The organism is Roseovarius confluentis (genome assembly GCF_002917925.1).
GTDB lineage: Bacteria > Pseudomonadota > Alphaproteobacteria > Rhodobacterales > Rhodobacteraceae > Roseovarius > Roseovarius confluentis.
Genome location: NZ_PPFE01000001.1, coordinates 683,922 through 703,131 on the forward strand (window position 1 = coordinate 683,922; position 19,210 = coordinate 703,131).

At 66.0% G+C, this 19,210-nt stretch carries 18 protein-coding genes; 1 reads left to right on the forward strand and 17 read right to left on the reverse strand.

Going from position 1 to position 19,210, the window contains the following annotated elements; translation table 11 throughout:
* Positions 1–84: 84 nt before the first annotated feature.
* The 8 genes from murB to C2I35_RS03335 all read right to left on the reverse strand — a co-directional run bounded on the left by murB (position 85) and on the right by C2I35_RS03335 (position 7,642).
* A complete protein-coding gene (gene murB, locus C2I35_RS03300; protein WP_103761562.1) occupies positions 85–1,017 on the reverse strand; it encodes a UDP-N-acetylmuramate dehydrogenase in 933 nt (310 codons plus the stop codon).
* A gap of 67 nt (positions 1,018–1,084) precedes the next feature.
* Entirely contained in the window at positions 1,085–1,354 is a 270-nt protein-coding gene (locus tag C2I35_RS03305; protein WP_103761563.1) for a DUF2484 family protein, read from the reverse strand.
* Positions 1,351–1,602 carry a DUF2484 family protein gene (locus C2I35_RS03310; RefSeq protein ID WP_103761564.1) on the reverse strand — a complete coding sequence of 84 codons (252 nt, stop codon included), beginning with the start codon at positions 1,600–1,602 and terminating at the stop codon, positions 1,351–1,353. Before C2I35_RS03310 ends, C2I35_RS03305 begins: the two co-directional genes overlap by 4 nt.
* Positions 1,599–2,786 carry an APC family permease gene (locus tag C2I35_RS03315; protein WP_103761565.1) on the reverse strand — a complete coding sequence of 396 codons (1,188 nt, stop codon included), beginning with the start codon at positions 2,784–2,786 and terminating at the stop codon, positions 1,599–1,601. The genes C2I35_RS03310 and C2I35_RS03315 overlap by 4 nt, the downstream gene beginning before the upstream one ends.
* Before the next feature lie 107 nt (positions 2,787–2,893).
* Positions 2,894–4,291 (reverse strand): UDP-N-acetylmuramate--L-alanine ligase, encoded by a 1,398-nt coding sequence (murC, locus tag C2I35_RS03320; RefSeq protein WP_103761566.1) that lies wholly within the window; start codon positions 4,289–4,291, stop codon positions 2,894–2,896.
* Between the two features lie 29 nt (positions 4,292–4,320).
* Positions 4,321–5,424 (reverse strand): UDP-N-acetylglucosamine--N-acetylmuramyl-(pentapeptide) pyrophosphoryl-undecaprenol N-acetylglucosamine transferase, encoded by a 1,104-nt coding sequence (locus C2I35_RS03325; RefSeq protein WP_103761567.1) that lies wholly within the window; start codon positions 5,422–5,424, stop codon positions 4,321–4,323.
* Entirely contained in the window at positions 5,421–6,587 is a 1,167-nt protein-coding gene (gene ftsW / locus C2I35_RS03330) for a putative lipid II flippase FtsW (RefSeq protein WP_103761568.1), read from the reverse strand. The genes C2I35_RS03325 and ftsW overlap by 4 nt, the downstream gene beginning before the upstream one ends.
* A 110-nt stretch (positions 6,588–6,697) precedes the next feature.
* The gene (locus tag C2I35_RS03335) at positions 6,698–7,642 is read right to left on the reverse strand and encodes a phytanoyl-CoA dioxygenase family protein (RefSeq protein ID WP_103761569.1); all 945 of its coding nucleotides are present in this window, start codon (positions 7,640–7,642) and stop codon (positions 6,698–6,700) included.
* A 127-nt stretch (positions 7,643–7,769) separates the two neighbouring features.
* Here C2I35_RS03335 and C2I35_RS03340 point away from each other — a divergent pair, with 127 nt between their 5' ends.
* A complete protein-coding gene (locus C2I35_RS03340) occupies positions 7,770–8,951 on the forward strand; it encodes a BaiN/RdsA family NAD(P)/FAD-dependent oxidoreductase (protein ID WP_103761570.1) in 1,182 nt (393 codons plus the stop codon).
* A 147-nt stretch (positions 8,952–9,098) separates the two neighbouring features.
* On the opposite strand, the gene murD is transcribed toward C2I35_RS03340, so the two are convergent.
* The 9 genes from murD to C2I35_RS03385 all read right to left on the reverse strand — a co-directional run bounded on the left by murD (position 9,099) and on the right by C2I35_RS03385 (position 18,641).
* The gene (murD, locus tag C2I35_RS03345; RefSeq protein ID WP_103761571.1) at positions 9,099–10,496 is read right to left on the reverse strand and encodes a UDP-N-acetylmuramoyl-L-alanine--D-glutamate ligase; all 1,398 of its coding nucleotides are present in this window, start codon (positions 10,494–10,496) and stop codon (positions 9,099–9,101) included.
* A gap of 70 nt (positions 10,497–10,566) precedes the next feature.
* Positions 10,567–10,974, reverse strand: a complete 408-nt coding sequence (locus tag C2I35_RS03350; protein WP_103761572.1) for an ACT domain-containing protein — start codon at positions 10,972–10,974, stop codon at positions 10,567–10,569.
* The gene (gene mraY / locus C2I35_RS03355) at positions 10,974–12,056 is read right to left on the reverse strand and encodes a phospho-N-acetylmuramoyl-pentapeptide-transferase (RefSeq protein WP_103761573.1); all 1,083 of its coding nucleotides are present in this window, start codon (positions 12,054–12,056) and stop codon (positions 10,974–10,976) included. The genes C2I35_RS03350 and mraY overlap by 1 nt, the downstream gene beginning before the upstream one ends.
* Positions 12,057–13,499 carry a UDP-N-acetylmuramoyl-tripeptide--D-alanyl-D-alanine ligase gene (locus C2I35_RS03360; RefSeq protein WP_103761574.1) on the reverse strand — a complete coding sequence of 481 codons (1,443 nt, stop codon included), beginning with the start codon at positions 13,497–13,499 and terminating at the stop codon, positions 12,057–12,059.
* Positions 13,496–14,995 (reverse strand): UDP-N-acetylmuramoyl-L-alanyl-D-glutamate--2,6-diaminopimelate ligase, encoded by a 1,500-nt coding sequence (locus tag C2I35_RS03365; protein WP_103761575.1) that lies wholly within the window; start codon positions 14,993–14,995, stop codon positions 13,496–13,498. Before C2I35_RS03365 ends, C2I35_RS03360 begins: the two co-directional genes overlap by 4 nt.
* 24 nt (positions 14,996–15,019) lie before the next feature.
* On the reverse strand, positions 15,020–16,804 hold the full coding sequence (locus C2I35_RS03370) for a peptidoglycan D,D-transpeptidase FtsI family protein (protein ID WP_103761576.1): 1,785 nt from the start codon (positions 16,802–16,804) through the stop codon (positions 15,020–15,022).
* Complete coding sequence (ftsL, locus tag C2I35_RS03375; RefSeq protein WP_103761577.1) at positions 16,801–17,145, reverse strand: cell division protein FtsL; 345 nt, start codon at positions 17,143–17,145, stop codon at positions 16,801–16,803. Before ftsL ends, C2I35_RS03370 begins: the two co-directional genes overlap by 4 nt.
* Complete coding sequence (gene rsmH / locus C2I35_RS03380; protein WP_103761578.1) at positions 17,145–18,134, reverse strand: 16S rRNA (cytosine(1402)-N(4))-methyltransferase RsmH; 990 nt, start codon at positions 18,132–18,134, stop codon at positions 17,145–17,147. The genes ftsL and rsmH overlap by 1 nt, the downstream gene beginning before the upstream one ends.
* Before the next feature lie 3 nt (positions 18,135–18,137).
* The gene (locus C2I35_RS03385) at positions 18,138–18,641 is read right to left on the reverse strand and encodes a division/cell wall cluster transcriptional repressor MraZ (protein WP_103761579.1); all 504 of its coding nucleotides are present in this window, start codon (positions 18,639–18,641) and stop codon (positions 18,138–18,140) included.
* Between the last annotated feature and the right edge of the window lie 569 nt (positions 18,642–19,210).

The window sequence follows — 19,210 nt, forward strand, 5'->3', positions numbered from 1 at the left end:
AGTCGGGGCGTTTCCGCTCGAAGAAACCACCTTACTGCCTCAATGTCCCGGGTCGTTATCGACCCTTGTTTTATTGTGTCCGCCTCAATCCGCGGAAGGGGCCGTTTCGCCGACCCTCATGATTTCCCAATGTAACTCTATTCCGCTGTCTTGGAAAACCTTTTTTCGCACTTCCTCGCCCAAACCTTCCAGGTCCGCCGCCGTGGCGCCCCCGGTATTGATCAGGAAGTTGGAATGCTTCTCGCTCATCTGCGCCCCGCCCCGCGTGGCGCCGCGCATCCCGGCGTTGTCGATCACCTTCCACGCCTTCAGGTCATGGGTGTCGTCGGCCCGCCCGGTGCTGCTGAACCCGGCCGGGTTGCGAAAGGTGCTTCCGGCCGTGCGATCCTTGGTCGGCTGCGTCTCGTCGCGCTTCTTCAGCTGCGCTTCCATTCGCATGGCCAGGTCCTCAGGATCGCCCGCAACGCCATCGAACGTCGCCCGCGTGATGACCCAGCCCTCGGGCAGATCGGTCTGTCTATATTGGAACTTCAGATCATCGGCGCTCAGCGTCACCACCTCGCCCGCGCGGCTGACCGCCTGCGCCTCGACGAAATGATCGGCCACGTAACTGCCGTAACAGCCTGCATTCATGCGCACGGCCCCGCCAATGGCGCCGGGAATGGTCCGCAGAAAGGTCAGGTCGACCCCCGCCTCGCCGGCCCGGCGGGCCACGTGCGCATCCAGCGCCGCCGCCCCGGCGGTCACGCGCGTGCCCTCGACCTCGATGGAATTGAACCCGCGTCCCAGCCGGATCACCACGGCGTGCAAGCCACCGTCCCGCACGATCAGGTTGCTGCCAACCCCCATGGGAAAGACCGTCACGCCTGGCTCCAGATCGCGCAGGAACGCCGCCAGATCGTCAAGATCGGCCGGCTGAAACAACCAGTCCGCCGGCCCGCCCACACGCAGCCAGGTCAGATCGGCCAGCATCCGCTTCTCGCTCAACCGGCCACGTACCTCGGGAAAATCGCTCATGCGCCCGCTATTGCCTCACCCTGTTCCGGGATAAAAGACCGACCGCGCTTTTTCTTGCCGAAAATACTCAATCCCCATCGCGGGCCACGTCCCCGCCGACAGACCGCCGGGCCCAGCGGCCAAGATAGATCACCGGCCAGCGCAACAGGCTCATACCCGCCGCCAGCACGAACAGACCGACCCAGGGCCCGTTCTGCCAGGTGACATAGCCCAGGATCGGGATACCCACGGCGACCAACAGATAGGCCCGCCGCCAGTGATTGTCCCGGCTCGGGATCATCGCCAGAAGATTGGCCGCCACGGCCCAGATACAGGCAAGAACAAGGGACAGGCTCATTTCGGTATCTCCGGTCTTTCACCTCCGAGGCGCCGCGCGAAATAGCGCAGCGGATTGCGGAACATCGACACAAACGCCAGCACCGCCAGCGCGGCGGGCACGACGCCATACTCCTGCCCGACCATCCAGATCAACACCGGGGCAAGCACCAAAAGCGCGATCCCCGGAGCGTATTGATGGCGCATCGGCAGAAACGCCACGAGCGATCCCGCAACCACCCACAGACAGGCCAGCAAGACTACGGTCACACGACACCTCCAATCGTCACGCCAAAGGCGGCCAGCGCCGCGACCAGCCCGAAGACCGGTACGGCCATGGGCACCCGGAACGGCGCCTCGGGGCTCTTGAACTTCATCGCGATCAGCGCCGCGTTGACGAGCACGAACACCGACAGCAGGATGGCCGAGGTCACTTCGGCCAGATCGGCGACCGGCAGGGCCAGCGCCCCCGCGATCACACCTGCGCCCACCAGCAACGTCGCCAGAACCGGCGTGGCCAGCCGCGGATGCGCGCGGTGGAACATCGCCAGCGCCCCGTGCCGCTTGCCCATCCCGAAAAGGACCCGAGCCGCCATCACGATCTGCGCCAGCACACCGTTGAGGGCCGCCGCCACCGCGATCACCGACAGGAACGCGGCACTTCCGCCCCGTGCCTCCTGCCAGACCAACGCCAGCGGTTGCTCCGACACAGCCAACCGTTCCAGCGGCACGGCCCGCACGGCGGCAAAGGATACCAGCGCGTAAAGCAGGCTGGTGATCAGCAGCGACAACAGGATCGCCCGCGGCAGGGTCCGGTGCGGATCGCGCACTTCCTCGGCCATGTTCACGATGTCCTCGAACCCGATAAAGGCGAAAAAGGCCAGCACAGCCCCCGCCGCCACGCCCGACCAGACGACCGGCGGCGCGGCGGAAAAGCTCACGACGGGCTCTGCCGTGGCGCCCGCGAAGATCACCAGCCCCAACCCGAAAAGCTCGACCGCCGTGAACACCGCGGCCAGCGCAAGGCTTTCCAGAACGCCGATCACCGCCACCGCGACCAGCGCCAGCCCCATCACCGCCACCGTCGCCTCGAACGGCAATCCGGTGATCGACGTGAGGTAACCTGTGCCACCGCGCAACACCGCCCCGGCGGAAACGATCCCGGCGGCCACGATTGCCAGCCCGACCACGATTCCGAGCGCGCCCACGCCCAGCCCCTTCTCGACGAAAACCGCCTCGCCTGCCGCTTCCGGCAGGCGCGTGGAAAACTCGGCATAGGACAAAGCGGTCGGCGCGGCCACGATCCCGGCGACCAGAAACGCCAGCGGCGCCCAAACCCCAGCATCGGCGGCGACGGCGCCGACAAGCACGTAGATGCCCGCCCCCACCATGACGCCCACGCCATAAGCCGTCAGCAGACCCAACCCGATCCGGCGTTTCAGGGCCTCGGCCATCTCAATGCCTCCCGCCTGGAGTCACGACCGTTTTCTGCGCAGAAAACGGAATAGAAAATGCATATTTTCTATTCCGGAATTTTCGAAAAATTCCGGTCACCAGCCCGCTACCCTTTCAGCTTTTCCGGCAACCCGTTCGCCCAGGTGCTGATCGTACCGGCGCCAAGACAGACCACCATGTCGCCCGGTTTCGCCTGCTCGCGCACCAACCGCACCAGGTCATCCTCGCCCAGGATTGCCCGCGCGTGTCGATGGCCATGGGCAATCAGCCCTGCCACGAGATCGTCGCGGCTGGCGCCCTCGATCGGGTCTTCGCCGGCGCCGTATACCTCGGCAATGGCCACCACGTCCGCATCATTGAAGCACGCGCAGAAATCGTCGAACAGCGAATGCAAGCGGCTATACCGGTGCGGCTGATGCACCGCGATGATCCGGCCCTTCGTGGCCTGCCGCGCGGCTTTCAGCACCGCGGCAATCTCCACCGGGTGATGGCCGTAATCGTCGATGATGGTCACGCCGTTCACCTCGCCCACGCGGGTAAAGCGGCGGTTCACGCCGCCGAAGGACGCCAGCGCCTCGCGGATCTCGTCGGTCTTCATCCCCAGGCTGCGCGCCACCGCCACAGCACTCAAAGCGTTCGACACGTTATGGTCCCCCGGCATCGGCAGGCTGCAGCCTTCGATCACCGTGCCCTCGGCCTGCAACGCGATGTCGAAATGCGCCACGCCGGCCTCGTAGGTCAGGTTCATCGCCCGCACGTCGGCCTGCGCGTTGAACCCGAAGGTGATCACACGCCGGTCGCTGATCTTGCCCACCAGCGTTTGTACATCCGGGTCATCGGTGCAACAGATCGCCAGGCCATAAAACGGAATGTTCGAGACGAAATCCAGGAACCCCTGGTGCAGCGCCTCTTCGGTGCCCCAATGCTCCATGTGCTCGGGGTCGATATTGGTCACGATGGCAATCGTGGCGGGCAGCCGGTTGAAGGTGCCGTCGCTCTCGTCGGCCTCCACGACCATCCACTCGCCCTGCCCCACGCGCGCATTGCTGCCGTAAGCGTGGATGATCCCGCCATTGATTACCGTCGGGTCATACTTGCCATGGTCCAACAGCGCCGCGACCATCGTCGTCGTGGTCGTCTTGCCGTGGGTCCCCGCCACGGCCACGTTGGATTTCAGCCGCATCAACTCGGCCAGCATCTCGGCCCGACGCACCACCGGCAATCCGCGCCGCCGCGCCTCGTCCAGCTCGGCATTGCCCGGCTTGATCGCGGACGAGATCACCACGACCTGCGCCGCGTCGAGGTTCGCCGCCTCCTGCCCTTCGAAGATTGTCGCGCCGGCCTTCTCCAGCCGGTCGGTGATCTTGGATGTCTTCAGGTCCGAGCCTTGCACGGTATAGCCATGGTTCAAGAGCACCTCGGCGATGCCCGACATGCCGATACCCCCGATACCCACGAAATGAATGGGCCCCACGTCGCCGGGAAGTTTCAATGCCGCGTTCATCGGTTTGGCTCCTTCGAATGAAAGGTCCCTCATGACTGTCTGCTCCGTGCCAGTTCTTCTGTTATATCCGCCAGCGCCTGCGCCGCGTCGGGCATGCCAACGCTCAACGCCGCCTGTGCCATCTGGCTCGCCCCTTGGGGATTCGTCAGCACCGAGGCTATCTGCTCCGAAAGCGCGTCGACCTCAAGCCGAGATTCCGGGATCACGATCGCGCCGCCGGCCTTGGACAGGCCTTTGGCGTTCGCTGTCTGGTGGTCTTCCGTGGCGGCGGCAAAGGGGATCAGGATCGCGGGCCGCCCGATGACCGAGATATCGGCCACGCTGCTCGCCCCCGCCCGGCTTATCACCAGTTGCGCCTCGGACATCCGCGCGGGCACGTCGCGGAAAAATGGCTGCACATCGGCGTCGATCCCGTTCTCGGCATAAAGCTTCGCCACCCGCTCGCCATCCTCGTCGCGCGCCTGGTGGCTGACGCGGATGTTGCGCAGCACCTCCATCGGCAGGTTCGCTATCGCGGGCGGCACCACGTCGCTCAGGATGCGCGCGCCCTGGCTGCCGCCGATCACCAGGATCGACATCGGGTAATCCCCCGGCGGAATGTATCCCGCGCCCGCGCGTTCATGCACGGCCAGCCGCACCGGGTTGCCTACATGGGTGCCCTCCACGCCCTCGGGCAAGGCCGTCGGCCACGTGCCGCACAGCACCTTGTCGACGCGCTTGGCCAACAGCTTGTTCACCCGCCCCAGAACGCCGTTCTGTTCATGGATCATCCGCGGCCGCCGCAGAAGGATCGCCGCACTCAGCGCCGGGATCGTCGGATACCCGCCGAATCCCACCACCACGTCCGGCGTGTCGCGCATCATGCGCAGCGTCGCGCCCAGCACCCCGCCAAGAATGTGAAACGGCGCCACCAGCTTGTTGAAGATCCCGCCCCGGGCGAAGGTCGCACTCGCCACCTGCTCGATCTGAACCGAATGCGGGAACCCGCCGGTATAGCGCGCGCCCCGCGGATCGGTCGACAGCTTCACACGCCACCCCCGCCGCAGCATCGCCTCGGCCAGGCTTTGCGCGGGAAACATGTGCCCGCCCGTGCCGCCCGCGGCAATGACCAGAAGGGGTTGCCGTTCGCTCATCTCGGACGGCCTCTCAGGATGTCGTTGATCTCGCCCTGCGGCCGGCTGCGGGTAAAGGCGAACAGCATCCCCACCGCGATGCCGGTGGCGATCAGCGACGACCCGCCGTAGCTGACAAAGGGCAGCGTCATGCCTTTTGCCGGCAACAGCCGCACCGCCACGCCCATGTTGATCATCGCCTGCACGCCGAACATCGCCACAAGGCCCGCCCCGGCCAGCCGGATGAACGGATCACGCTCCCGCATCAGGCGGCTCAACGACCGCACGACGATGCTGCCATAAAGCGCGATGATCGCCAGCACCAGGATCAGGCCATACTCCTCGGCCGCCACGGCAATGATGAAATCCGTATGCGCGTCGGGCAGCGACCACTTGACTGACCCCTCGCCCACGCCCACGCCAAAGAACCCGCCCTCGCGGATCGCGTTGGTGGCAAAGCCAAGCTGCGTGTTGGGGTCCACGTCCGGGCTCAGGAACCCGTCGATCCGCCGCGCGAAGTGTTCCGAGTTGGAATAGGCCAGCGAGCCCGCGCACACCACGACGCCCGCGATCAGCACCAGCAACAAGATCGGCGCCCCGGCCACGAAATACATCACGCCCCAGCCGAACAGCACCAGGCAGGCCTGCCCGAAATCCGGCTGCATCGCCAGCATCAGCACGATAAGCACCGCCAGCACAAAGCTCAGCCGTATCCCCGGCGGGCCGTTGATCTCCTTGCTGGCCGCCATCATCCACGCGGCCACCACCACGAAACCGGGCTTCAGAAACTCCGATGGCTGCAGGCTGGCGAACCCAAGGCTGTACCAACGCACCGCGCCCTTGCCGAAATCCGTGCCGAAAAACGGCAGCATCGCCATCGCCGCGAACGCCAAGACAAAGCCCAGCACCGCCAGGCGCCGCACCAGAAGCGGGCTCATCATCGACGTCAGCAGCATCACCGCCAGCGCCATGAAGCCGAACGCCGCCTGCCGCTTGACGTAATGAAACTGCTCGAACCCGTTTTTCTCGGCCAGCGGCACCGACGCCGCCAGCGCCAGCAAAAGCCCGATCCCGAACAGGATCAGCACGCAGGAGATCGACCACTTGTCGAGGGTCCGCCACCATTTGGGGAGGATCGGTTCGCCACCCTGCACGGGGGCCGCACCATACACCATTTCTGTCATTTGAATCCGCCGAACACTGCCTCTTGCCCCTCTTTAGACCGGGGGCGTTCTGTCCAGTATAGCAGCAGTTTTGCCCGGTGGGAAGCGTTCTGCACCCCACCGGGCCGTCTTTAGCCGGTCAGTTTGCCCGAAACCGTGCGGATCGCTTCGGGCGTCTCGCGGTTGGCCAGGAAATCGGGCCGGGGACCGCGGGCCGCATAGGGCCGGGTCAGCGCGTTCGACATCGCGTTATAGACGAAGAACGCGTTGGCCCGCGGATCGGGCGTGATGTTCCCGTTCGAGCCGTGCAGCGTGTTGCAGTCAAAGAAGATCACCGTGCCGGTGTCCCCCTGCGCCGAGGCAATGCCGCCCGCCTCCTGCGCCATCCGGTCGATCGTGCCGGGCTGCGGCACGCCCACCTTCTGCTCCTTCAGCGAGGTGGCATGGTTATCCTCGGGCGTCTCGCCCACGCAGCTGATGAACACGTCCTGCGAACCCGGCACCAGCAGCAGCGGGCCATTATGCGGCCCGTTCGGCGTCAGCAAAACCGAGGCCGACACCGCGCGCATCCGCGGCATCCCGTCCTCGGCATGCCAGGTCTCGAAATCCGAATGCCAGTAGAACTCCTTCCCGGCGAACCCCGGTTTGTAGTTCAGCCGCGACTGGTGCAGGTACACCGCGTCGCCCAGAAGGAACTCGGCCACGCCAGCCAGGCGGCGATCGCAGGCCAGACGGCGGAATGCCTTGGAATGCTCGTCGAGACGAAAGACGGTGCGCACCGCTTCGCTGTCGGGTTCGCGGATCAGGTCGTCGTCGGGAATGTCCCCGCCGCCCTCGCGCAGCATGTCCGCGGTCTCGGTCAGCACCTTCAGCTCGTCCGCGTCGAACATGTCGCGGCGCACCAGGTAACCGTTCTCGGCATAATGCTCCGCCTCGTCCTTGCCGATCGGCGCGTCTTCCGACCAGTCCGACCACAGGACAGGGTCCTTGCGCTGGCTCAGTCGTTCCTCGCCCGGCACACGGGTCGGATACTCGTCCTGAGCAGTCAGCATATCGTGTCGTGTCTGGATGTTCATGTGACTCCTCCGTTTGTCTTGGGTTGCGAGACGTCAACACCCCCCGAGCGCGCGGCGTTCCAATGACAGGAACCGTACCCAGCACCGCCACCTTGACGCCCGCCCCCCGCTGGGGCACGGGAACAAAATGAACGTCAAAACCCTCATCCTCGGCGCCGGCGCCGCCGGCATGATGTGCGCGGCCCATGCCCGTCCCGACACGCTGGTCGTCGACCACGCCAAGGCGCCGGGCGAAAAGATCCGCATCTCCGGCGGCGGGCGCTGCAATTTCACCAACCTGCACACCGCGCCCGGCAATTTCCTCGGGGCAAACCCGCATTTCCACAAATCCGCACTCAGCCGCTACACCCAGTGGGATTTCATCGACCTCGTCGCCCGCCACGGCATCACCTGGCACGAAAAGACGCTGGGCCAGCTTTTCTGCGACGGCAAATCCCCCCAGATCATCCAGATGCTGCGGGACGAGATGACCGCGGCGGGCGCCGATCTGTGGCTGCAAACCGCCGTGGGCGAAATCTCCCATGACGGCGCCCGCTTCACCGTCACCCTCGACCGCGAGGGCACGCGCCACAGCGTCACCGCGCGCAACCTCGTGCTGGCCACAGGCGGCAAGTCGATCCCCGCCATGGGCGCCACCGGCCTCGCCTACGATATCGCACGCCAGTTCGGCCACACCGTGACCGACACGCGCCCCGCCCTCGTCCCGCTCACCTTCTCCGACCAGCGCTTCGCCCCCATCTCCGGCGTCGCGGCGCCTGCCCGCGTCACGGCAAGCGACACCGCCTTCACCGAGGCCGTCCTCTTCACCCATCGCGGCCTCTCAGGGCCCGCGGTCCTGCAAGCCTCCTCCTACTGGCACGAAGGCGATGCCATCATCGTCGACCTCGACCCCGACGCGACGCTCTATGACACCCTGCGCACCCAGCGCCAGACCGAGGGCCGCCGCGCTCTCACCACCGAGCTTGCCCGTCACCTGCCCACCCGCCTGATCGACCACCTCGCCCCCGCGCTCGCCCTCAACGGCAATCTCGCGGACCAGTCCGACGCGCGTCTTACTGAAATCACCGACGCCCTGCGCCAATGGCAGCTCAAGCCCACCGGCTCCGAAGGCTACCGCACCGCCGAAGTCACCCTTGGTGGCATCGCCACCGACCGCATTTCATCGAAAACCATGCAAAGCCGCGACGTCCCGGGCCTCTACATGATCGGCGAGGCCGTCGACGTCACCGGCTGGCTCGGCGGCTACAACTTTCAATGGGCCTGGTCCTCGGGCTGGGCCGCCGGCACCGCCATCGCCGCCGCCACCTGACGCGCTCTTCTTCTGGCCAAAAATATTCCGGGGAGCGCGAGGGGCTGGCCCCTCGCCGGCGCGACGCTCACACCAGAACCACCCCGTCCCGGGCGGCCCTGCCTGCCCCGGGCTTGACCCGGGGGACCTCCCTCTCGGGGCGTCCTGTCAAAGCCGCGCCTTGACCTCGGCGATGAAATCCTCGCCCCGCCGCTCGAAGCTGTCATATTGATCGAAACTCGCCGCCGCCGGGGCCAGCAAAACGATCTCACCGGGCTGCGCATCCTCCATCGCCCGCATCACCGCATGGCTCATCGTCGTGCAGACCTCCGCATCGACATCACCGAGTTGCAGCGCGAACCCCGCCGCCTCGCGCCCGATGACATAAGCCTTCGCGACATTGGGCAGACCGTCCTTCAACCCGGCCAACCCGCCCTCTTTCTCCAGCCCGCCGCAGATCCAGCGGATCCGATCAAACGCCAAAAGCGCCATCAGCGCCGCATCCACGTTCGTCGCCTTGCTGTCGTTGACGAAACTCACACCGTCCTTCTCGGCCACCAGCTGGCTGCGATGCGGCAGGCCCGCAAAGCTCTGCATCGCGGCCTCGATCACCTTGGGGTTCAGCCCCAGCGTCCGGCACGCGGCAAAGGCGCAACAGGCATTCTGGTGGTTATGCGCCCCCGGCAGGCCCTTGATCCGGCGCAGGTCGATCGACGCCACCTGCCGCCCCTTGCGGTATTCCGACAGAAACCCCTTGCGTGCAAAGACCTGCCATCCCGGCCCGGTCAGTTTGCGGTCCACCGACACCCGGATCACCCGGTCATCGCCCGGCCCTTCCGCCAGTTGCCCGGCCAGGAACAGCCCCTCCGGTTCGTCCACGCCAATCACGGCGCGATCCGGCCCGCCTTCCGCGAACAGCCGCCGCTTGGCCGCGAAATAGCCGCCCAGCCCGCCATGCCGGTCCAGGTGATCGGGGCTGAGGTTGGTAAACACCGCCACGTCCGGCGTCAGCGCCCGGGCAAGCTCGGTCTGGTAGCTCGACAGTTCCAGCACCACCACGCCACCATCCCCCGGCGGGTCGATATCCAGCACGCCGCGCCCGATATTCCCGGCCAGCTGCACCTCGCGCCCCGCCTCCTCCAAAATGTGGTGGATCAAGGCCGAGGTCGTCGATTTCCCGTTCGACCCGGTCACGGCGATCACCCGCGGCGGCGTGTCGAAGCTGTCCCACTCCTTGGTCGCCAGCGACTGGAAGAACATGCCGATATCGTTGTCCACCGGCACGCCCGCCTCCTGGGCTGCGGCCACCACCTTGTTCGGCTCAGGGTAAAGATGCGGAATGCCCGGGCTGACGATCAGGCTGCCCACATCGGCAAAATCCGCGGCCGACCGGAACTGCCGGATGTCGAACCCTTCCTCGACGGCGCCTTCCCGCGCCGCCGGATTGTCGTCCCAGCACAACGCGTCCGCGCCGCCCGCCTTCAGCGCCCGTGCCGCCGACAGGCCCGACCGCCCGAGGCCCAGCACCGCCACGCATTGCCCTTCCACTCCCCGAACCGGAATCACGCCGCACGCCTCCTGATTGGTGTCTGCCTTTCGCTACCCGATCCCGTGGCCCTTGACCAGAATCCCGCGATCACTCCGCGCCCCGCGCCACATCCCGAAGGACCGCTACCGCGTCCTCTGCCAATTCCTCGGGCACAAAGACATGATCGTGGTGATAGGCCGCCACCACGTTGCAGGGGATATGCGCGCCGGCCAGCGCAGTCGCCACCGCCGCCGTCAGCCCCACTCCATCCAATGCCGAATGCACCGACAACGTGATCCGGCTCATCGGCATTTCCACCGCAAAGCCCAGATCCCGCGCCGCCTCGTCCGGCAGGATCAGCGAGGTGCCCTCCTCCTCGCCAAACACCGCCAGCGCATGGGGCCGCGCCCGTGCCGCCAACTCCCGGTCGTCCGTCGTGCAGAAATGCCATGTCTCGGGGTCGCGCACCGGCGCCATCCCGGCGATCATCGCAGTAGTGTCACGGACCGTCGCCATCACCGCACCTTCAGCGTCGCCAGACCGATCATCGCGAGGATGATCGCGATGATCCAGAACCGGATCACGATCTGCGGCTCGGCCCAGCCCTTCTTCTCGTAGTGATGGTGGATCGGCGCCATCAGGAACACCCGCTTGCCCGTCCGCTTGAAATAGAACACCTGGATGATGACCGACAGCGCCTCGACCACGAAGATGCCGCCGACGATGCCCAGCACGATCTCGTGCTTGGCCGCCACCGCGATGGCCCCCAGCGCCCCGCCCAGGGCCAGCGACCCGGTGTCGCCCATGAAGACGGCGGCCGGTGGCGCATTATACCACAGGAACCCGAGGCCCCCCCCGGCCAGCCCCGCCACGAAAACCAGGATCTCGCCCGTTCCCGGCACGTAATGCACGTCCAGGTACTCGGTGAAGTCCACGCGCCCCACCGCATAGGCGATGATCCCCAGCGTCACGGCCGCGATCATCACCGGCATGATCGCCAGCCCATCGAGGCCATCGGTCAGGTTCACCGCGTTGGCCGCGCCGACGATCACGAACATCGCGAAGGGGATGAAGAACAGCCCCATGTTGATCAGCGTGTCCTTGAACACCGGCAGTGCCAGTTGATACTGCAACTCGCTTGGGTGATACATGCTGGCCCAATAGGCTGCGATGCCTGCGATCAGAAAACCCAGCCCCAGCCGCACCTTGCCCGGCACGCCCTTGTGGTTCTGCTTGCTGACCTTGGCGTAATCGTCCCAGAACCCGATCAGGCCGAAGGACATGGTCACGAACAGCACCAGCCACACGAACGGGTTGTCCAACCGTGCCCAGAACAGGGTCGAGGTCAGCAGCGCCCCCACGATCAGCAAGCCCCCCATGGTGGGCGTGCCCGACTTCGCCAGGTGCCCCTCTGGCCCGTCATTGCGAATGGGCTGGCCCTTGCCCTGGGTCTTGCGCAGCACGTTGATCAGCGGTCGCCCGAAGATGAAACCGAATACCAGCGCCGTCAGGAACGCCCCGCCCGACCGGAAAGTGATGTAGCGAAAGAGGTTGAAGACATCGCCGCCATCCGACAATTCGGTTAACCAGTAGAGCATTCAAACGTCCTCTTTTTCCGCGACGGCCTGCGCCAGACGGCGCAGCGCGGTGACAACTTCGCTGACGCGGCTGCCCTTCGAGCCTTTCACCAGGATCACGTCGCCCGCATCCACCAGCCGGTGCACCTCTGCCGCAAGCTCCGCGGCGGTTTCCGTCCAGCGGCCCCTTTGCGCCTCCGGCAACGCCTCGTAAAGCGTTTTCATGCGCGGGCCGACACAATGGATGACCTGCACATCCCTGACGAACGGCAGGTCGGCAATCTCGCGGTGCATCCGCGCCTCGTCCGGGCCCAGTTCCAGCATGTCGCCCAGGATGGCAATCCTGCGCCCCGCAGCCACCCGGCCGATGTCATCTTTCACACGGGCAGCCGCCAAAACTTCCAGCGCCGCGGCCATCGAGGTGGGGTTTGCGTTGAACGCGTCGTCGATCAGCTCGATCGACATCGCCTCCTCGACCGCGTCCAGAACCAGCGTCTCGCGCGTGCCGCGCCCCTCGAAGGGTCGCCACAGCCCAAGGTCGCAGACCGCCACGTCGCGGTCCGCCCCCATCGCCTCGGCCGCCGCGATCACCGCCAGCGCGTTCAGCGCGAAATGCCGTCCCGGCGTGCCGACCTTGAACAGGATGTCTTCGCCCCCGGCCTCTGCCTTGCCCACCGTGGCGGCGTCATGAACTGTCACGTCAGTCAGCCGCAACTCGGCCGCCTCCGCGGTGCCGAACCGCACGATCGTGCCCGCCTTGGCCTTCGCGGCCTGAAACAGGATATCCGCCGTGCCCACATCGGCATTGATCACCGCTGTACCGCCCGGCTCCAACCCGTCGAAGATCGCGGCTTTTTCCCTGGCGATCCCCTCGATATTCTCGAACGCCTCCAGATGCGCCGCCGCAATGGTGGTGATCAGCGCAACATGCGGGCGCGCCATCACGGCCAGCGGAGAGATTTCGCCGGGGTGGTTCATCCCGATCTCGATCACCGCGAACTCGGTGTCGCGCGGCATCCGCGCAAGCGTCAGCGGCACGCCCCAGTGGTTATTGTAACTGGCCTCCGCGGCATGGGTCCGCCCCTGCCCCTTGAGGGCCGCGCGCATCATCTCCTTGGTCGAGGTCTTGCCCACGGACCCGGTGATCGCCACGACCTTCGCGTCGGTGCGCGCCCGACCCGCTCGGCCCAGATCCTCCAACGCCGGCAAAACCTCGTCCACGATCAAGAGCGGCGCGTCTTCGGCCACGCCCTCAGGCACACGGTCGACCAGCGCCGCCGCCGCGCCCTTTTCCAGCGCCTGCGCCACGAAGTCATGCCCGTCGCGCACATCCTTAAGCGCCACGAACAGATCGCCCGGCGCCAGCGTCCGGGTGTCGATCGACACGCCCGTCGCGGTCCAGTCGCAGGTGCTGCGCCCGCCCGTGGCCGCCGCGGCCTCCTGCGCTGTCCACAAGTCGCTCACGCCACGCCCCCGTCCAGGGCCGAGACCGCAACGCTGGCCTGTTCGCAATCGTCGAAGGGAAAGATATCGTCGCCCACGACCTGCCCGGTCTCGTGCCCCTTGCCGCAAATAAGCAGCGCATCGCCCGGCCCCAGCATGTCGACGCCGCGCAGAATCGCCTCGGCCCGGTCGCCCACTTCGATGGCCCGGTCCTCGCCCCCCGCCTGGCGCACGCCTTCCATCACGGCGGCGCGAATGTCGCCCGGCGCCTCGCTGCGCGGGTTGTCGTCGGTCACGATCACCGCGTCGGCATTTTCCGCCGCCGCCCGGCCCATCAGGGGGCGCTTGCCCCGGTCCCGGTCGCCGCCCGCGCCCACGATAGCCACCATCCGGCCCAGCACATGCGGGCGCAGCGCGTAAAGCGCGGTCGACACCGCCTCGGGCGTATGCGCGTAATCCACGAACACCGCCGCCCCGCTGGAGCGCGTCGCCGCCAGCTGCATCCGGCCCCGCACCGTGCGCATCACCGGCAGCGTCGCGAACACCCGGTCCGGGTCCGCCCCTGCGCCGATGGCAAGCCCCGCGGCCAGCATCACGTTGTCGGTCTGAAAGCCGCCGATCAGGTTCAATTCCACCTGGTGCACCTGCCCCCGCCACGAAAACCGCAAGGTCTGCCCCGTGGGCGAAAACACCCGGTTCAGGATCCGCAGGTCCGCCCCTTCGGCCCGGCCCACGGCCAGCACATCCTGCCCCCGGCCGTAAGCCACGTCAGCCATGCCCGGCCCGCGCGGATCATCCACGTTGATTACGGCCACGCCGTCCTCGGGCAGCACCCGCTCGAACAGCCCGGCCTTGGCGTTGAAATAGTCGTCAAAATCGGCGTGGTAATCCAGGTGATCCTGGCTGAGGTTCGTGAACCCCGCCGCCACCAGCCGCACGCCGTCAAGCCGCCGCTGCGCCAGCCCGTGGCTCGACGCTTCCATAGCGGCATGGGTGATGCCCTGCGCCTCGGCCTCGGCCAGCACACGGTGCAGCGTGATCGGCTCGGGCGTGGTATGCGCCAGCGGTGCCTCCCACGCGCCTTCGACCCCCGTGGTGCCAAGGTTGACTGCCTCCAGCCCCAGCGCCATCCAGATCTGCCGCGTGAAACTCGCCACCGATGTCTTGCCGTTGGTCCCCGTGACAGCCACCATCGTCTCGGGCTGCGCGCCGAACCACAGGGCCGCCGCGAAAGACAGCGTCTGGCGCGGGTCCTCGGCCACCACAAGCGCCGCCTCGCTTGCCGCCAGCTCCTCGGCCGCCAGCGCAACGCCCTCCGGATCGGTCAGGATCGCCCCCGCCCCCATCCGCAGCGCGTAGGAAATGAACTCGCCGCCATGCACGCGGCTGCCGGGCAGCGCGGCGAACAGGAACCCGTCCCTTACCTCGCGACTGTCCACCGCCAGCCCGCTGATCTCGGCCCGCCGGCCCCCCTGGGCGGTCAAGCCCAGCTCTGCCAAGGATTTGCTCTGCCCCACGCCGTCGGCCTTTGTCTCAACCCGTCAATTCGATGTCAGCGTTATACCTGTTAATGGCGCGGGTTCAATCTCGGGTCGCAGCCCCAGAAGCGGTGCAACGCGACGTGTGATTTCTGCCGCCACCGGCACCGCGGTCCAGCCCGCCGTGCGGCGCGGCTCGGACCCCGTCGTCTCCACCGGCTCGTCCAGCGTCACGACCAGCACGTAGCGCGGATCGTGCGCGGGAAACACGCTGGCAAAGGTGGCGATCACCTTGTCCTCGTAATACCCGCCGCTGGGCTTGGGCTTGTCAGCCGTGCCGGTCTTGCCGCCCACCGCGTAGCCATCGACCTCGGCGAAAGACGCCGTGCCCTCGGTCACCACGCTGCGCAGCATCTGCATCGTCTGTCCCGCCGCCCGCTCCGACATCACCCGCGGCGCCATCTGGCCCTTGGGCTGCTTGATCAGTGTCGGCTTCACCAACCGGCCGCCATTGGCAATCGTGGCATAACCCGCCGCCAGGTGCAGCGGGCTAGACGAAAGACCGTGCCCATAGGAAATCGTCATCAGCGACAGGTCGGTCCATTTGCTGGGCAACAGCGGTTTGCCGCTCTCTGCCTCGACGATCTCGAACGACGTCGGCTCGAAAAAGCCAAGCGACTTGAGGAAATCCTGCTGCCGGTCGATCCCGATCATCTGCGCGATCCGCGCGGTGCCGATGTTCGACGACTTGACCAATACCGTCTTCACGTCCAACTCGTTGCCGTAATTGCGGAAATCCCGGATCCGGTACTTGCCGAACCGCAGCGGCCCCTTGGTGTCGATCATCGTCGCGGGGTTCACCAGCCCAAGGTCCAACGCCTGCGCGATGGTGAACGCCTTGAAGACCGAGCCCAGCTCGTACACCCCCTGCACCGCCCGATTGAACAGCGGGCTGTCGCCCGGCTTTTCGCCCTTGATCGGCGGGCGCGGACGGTCATTGGGGTCGAAGTCCGGCAAGCTGGCCAGCGCCACGACCTCGCCGGTCTGCACTTCCATCAGCACAGCCGCCGCGCCCTTGGCATTCATCAGCATCATGCCGCCCTGCAATACCCGCTCGACCGCGGACTGCACCGACAGGTCGATAGACAGTTGCAACGGCTTGTGGCCCATACTCGGGTCGCGCAGTCGCTTGTCATAATATTTCTCGACACCCGCAACGCCGATCACCTCGGCGGCGTGCACGCCTTCACGCCCGAAGCTCGCGCCGCCCAGCAGATGTGCCGCCAGTTTGCCATTGGGATAAAGCCGCATCTCGCGCGGGCCGAACAGCAGCCCCGGCTCGCCGATGTCATGCACCGCCTGGCGCTGCTCGGGGCTCAGTTTCTTCTTCACCCAAAGGAACTTGCGCTTGCCGGTGAAATCCTTCTTCAGGCGCTCGATTTTCAGGTCGGGGAAAATCGCGGCCAGTTCCTCGGCGGCGCGCTCGGGCTCGACCATCTGCTGGGGTTGCGCATACAGACTGTAGGTCTCGAAATTCGTCGCCAGGATACGCCCCTCGCGGTCCACGATATCGGCCCGCTGCGCCAGGATATCGGCACCGGCGATCCCGGTGCGCGGCTCGGCCGGCTCGGAATTGGCCAGCACGCCCATCCGCCCGCCGATCACGGCAAAGGCGCAGACAAAGAACGCCCCCATGACCAACAGCCGCCCTTCGGCCCGCATCCGGGCCCGGTCACGCATCTCTTCATGGCGCAGCCGGATGTTCTCGCGCTCGATGGCATCGGGGTTCTCGCCCGCTTCCCGGGCCTTGAGGATACGCGCCAGCGGGCGCAGGGGTGTGCGGATCATGGCTGCTGCTCCCGTTCCATCACGTCGATGACATTGGAAATCGGCAATTCGCCCTCGGTCGGATAAGACACCTGGTCGATCTTGCCGAACTGGTAGGGCTGGAACGGCAAAAGCCCCAGCTGGTCGAAATTGATCTCCACCAGGTCGCGCAGGCGGTCCGGCCGGTTCAGGTAGGCCCATTCCGCGTTCAGCACCCGCAAGCGTTGCCGCTGGTCGGCAATCTTTTGCTGCACGGCTTCCGACCGCGACTGCGCGGCCTGCGTTTCATAGTTCTCGCGGTAGGCCCAGAAGGCCAGACCGATGACCATAACGGCGGTCAAAACGTAGAAGAAACTGCGCATTACCTGTCCCCTCGTCGATTATGCGTCTTCAGCATCGGCATCCCGATGCTGCCCCTGTCCACCGGCCGCGCCGCGGCCTCCGTGCGCTGCGCCACGCGCAGCTTGGCACTGCGCGCCCGCGGATTATCGGCCAGCTCCGCGTCATCCGGCCCGATGGCCTTGCGCGTGTCCTGCCGAAATGTCGGCGGGTCGCGCTCCACCACCGGCGCGTGCCGGCTGCCGCCGCCGGTGTTCCCGGTCTTCTCGGCCAAAAAGCGTTTGACCATACGGTCCTCGATGGAATGAAACGTCACCACGGCCAGATGCCCGCCCGGCTTCAGCGCGCGCTCGGCGGCCTCCAGTCCCTCGACCAGCTCGCCATACTCGTCGTTCACCGCGATGCGGATCGCCTGGAAGCTGCGCGTCGCCGGATGCACCTGCCCCGGCTTGGGGCGCGGCAGGCATCCCTCGATGATTTCCGCCAGTTGCAGCGTCGTGACAATCGGCACGTCCTCGCGCTTCTTCACGATGGCCTTTGCTATCCGCCGGCTGGCCCGCTCCTCGCCGTAAAGAAACAGGATATCGGCCAGCTCCGCCTCTTCCATGGAATTGACCATATCCGCGGCACTCGGCCCGTCCTGGCTCATCCGCATGTCCAGCGGCCCGTCCTTCATGAAGGAAAACCCCCGCTCGGCCCGGTCCAGCTGCATCGACGACACGCCAAGGTCCAGCACCACGCCATCCAGGTCCTGCCCATACTCATCCAGCTTCGAGAACGTGCCCTGCACCAGTTCCACCCGGTCGTCCGCCCAGTCCGCCGCCATTTGAATCGCCAGCGGGTCGCGGTCCACGCCGATCACCCTGTCGGCCCCGGCTTCCAGCAAGCGGCGGGTATAGCCACCCGCGCCCAGCGTTCCATCCAGCCACGTGCCGGCCACGGGCGCCACGGCGCGCAGGATCGGCTCTATCAGAACGGGAACATGGGGATTGTTTGCGGCAGCACTCCCCATCGTTCAGTCCTCCCCGGGCGGATCGATCAGGGTCAGCGGATCGAAATCGCCGTCCTGCTCTTCCAGGAAGGCCGCGGTTTCCGCCGCCTCGACCTCGTCATAGGTGGCCGCGTTCCAGATCTCGAAATAGTCGCCCATCGCGACCATCACCGCCTCGCCTTCCAGCCCGATCTGCTGGCGCAGGCGCTGGGGCAGCACGATACGCCCATCCTTGTCCACTTCCGTGTCCCAGGATTTCCCAAGGATCATGCGGCTGGCGCGCTTGCGCGCATCCGACCCGCGCGGCAGCTTGCGGATGCCTTCCTCGATCTCGGCCATGGCATCGATCGTGTAGGCGTGAAGACAATTTTTCAGATGCGGCCCGTGCAGCACGACGACACGCGGCAACGGGGCTTCGGGGCAGCGCGGATCGCCATCGGCCAGCACAGCGCGAAAATCGGCAGGGATCGACATCCGACCCTTGCCGTCAACCTTCTGGTTGAACTCGCCTCTGAAGCTCAGAACCACTGTCCGGCCCGTCCCTCGTCCCCCCGCGTTTCAAAAAAGTACCGTCCGAAACACGAAACGGCGGATTGAGCTGCTGCCACTGCCCAATCCGCCGCCCTCGTCCCACTCTCGCGGGGTGTCCAGCTGCGCGCGCCACCTGGGGGGATGTCTGCTCGCCCGCGCGCCGGATCTCTTCGTTCTGATGAAGCGGGTGCCTGTATGAAACCTGCTCTGGTCTTTGTTTTATTCGGGGTCGTTGTGTGCCCCTGTGTCCGTCCTCATCGTGGTTAAAGGTATGACATGGTACTTTATGGAACTCAATGAAAAAGTGACGCGTTTAGCTACAGGATATTGATTTTGGACCCCCGCTCAAACAACATCATGTGCCGATAAAAGCCATTTTGACGCACAACCTAGCGGAACTGACAAAACCTAACACAATATATGGTATGAACTTACCCGAGCGCATTTTTCCCACGTTTTCCCAAAATTTTCTTCCAATGCGATCCAAATACGGGGGCACAGGGTACGGATTCACCGAATCCACCTCCGAATCCGGCGCGGTTCCATGGCGCGATTCGCACGAATCC

Bases quoted from the DNA above. Each gene is read 5' to 3' on its own strand.
- murB (WP_103761562.1), bottom strand. From the start codon at position 1,017: ATGAGCGATTTTCCCGAGGTACGTGGCCGGTTGAGCGAGAAGCGGATG.
- C2I35_RS03305 (WP_103761563.1), bottom strand. From the start codon at position 1,354: ATGAGCCTGTCCCTTGTTCTTGCCTGTATCTGGGCCGTGGCGGCCAAT.
- C2I35_RS03315 (WP_103761565.1), bottom strand. From the start codon at position 2,786: ATGGCCGAGGCCCTGAAACGCCGGATCGGGTTGGGTCTGCTGACGGCT.
- murC (WP_103761566.1), bottom strand. From the start codon at position 4,291: ATGAACGCGGCATTGAAACTTCCCGGCGACGTGGGGCCCATTCATTTC.
- C2I35_RS03325 (WP_103761567.1), bottom strand. From the start codon at position 5,424: ATGAGCGAACGGCAACCCCTTCTGGTCATTGCCGCGGGCGGCACGGGC.
- ftsW (WP_103761568.1), bottom strand. From the start codon at position 6,587: ATGACAGAAATGGTGTATGGTGCGGCCCCCGTGCAGGGTGGCGAACCG.
- C2I35_RS03335 (WP_103761569.1), bottom strand. From the start codon at position 7,642: ATGAACATCCAGACACGACACGATATGCTGACTGCTCAGGACGAGTAT.
- C2I35_RS03340 (WP_103761570.1), top strand. From the start codon at position 7,770: ATGAACGTCAAAACCCTCATCCTCGGCGCCGGCGCCGCCGGCATGATG.
- C2I35_RS03350 (WP_103761572.1), bottom strand. From the start codon at position 10,974: ATGGCGACGGTCCGTGACACTACTGCGATGATCGCCGGGATGGCGCCG.
- mraY (WP_103761573.1), bottom strand. From the start codon at position 12,056: ATGCTCTACTGGTTAACCGAATTGTCGGATGGCGGCGATGTCTTCAAC.
- C2I35_RS03370 (WP_103761576.1), bottom strand. From the start codon at position 16,804: ATGATCCGCACACCCCTGCGCCCGCTGGCGCGTATCCTCAAGGCCCGG.
- ftsL (WP_103761577.1), bottom strand. From the start codon at position 17,145: ATGCGCAGTTTCTTCTACGTTTTGACCGCCGTTATGGTCATCGGTCTG.
- rsmH (WP_103761578.1), bottom strand. From the start codon at position 18,134: ATGGGGAGTGCTGCCGCAAACAATCCCCATGTTCCCGTTCTGATAGAG.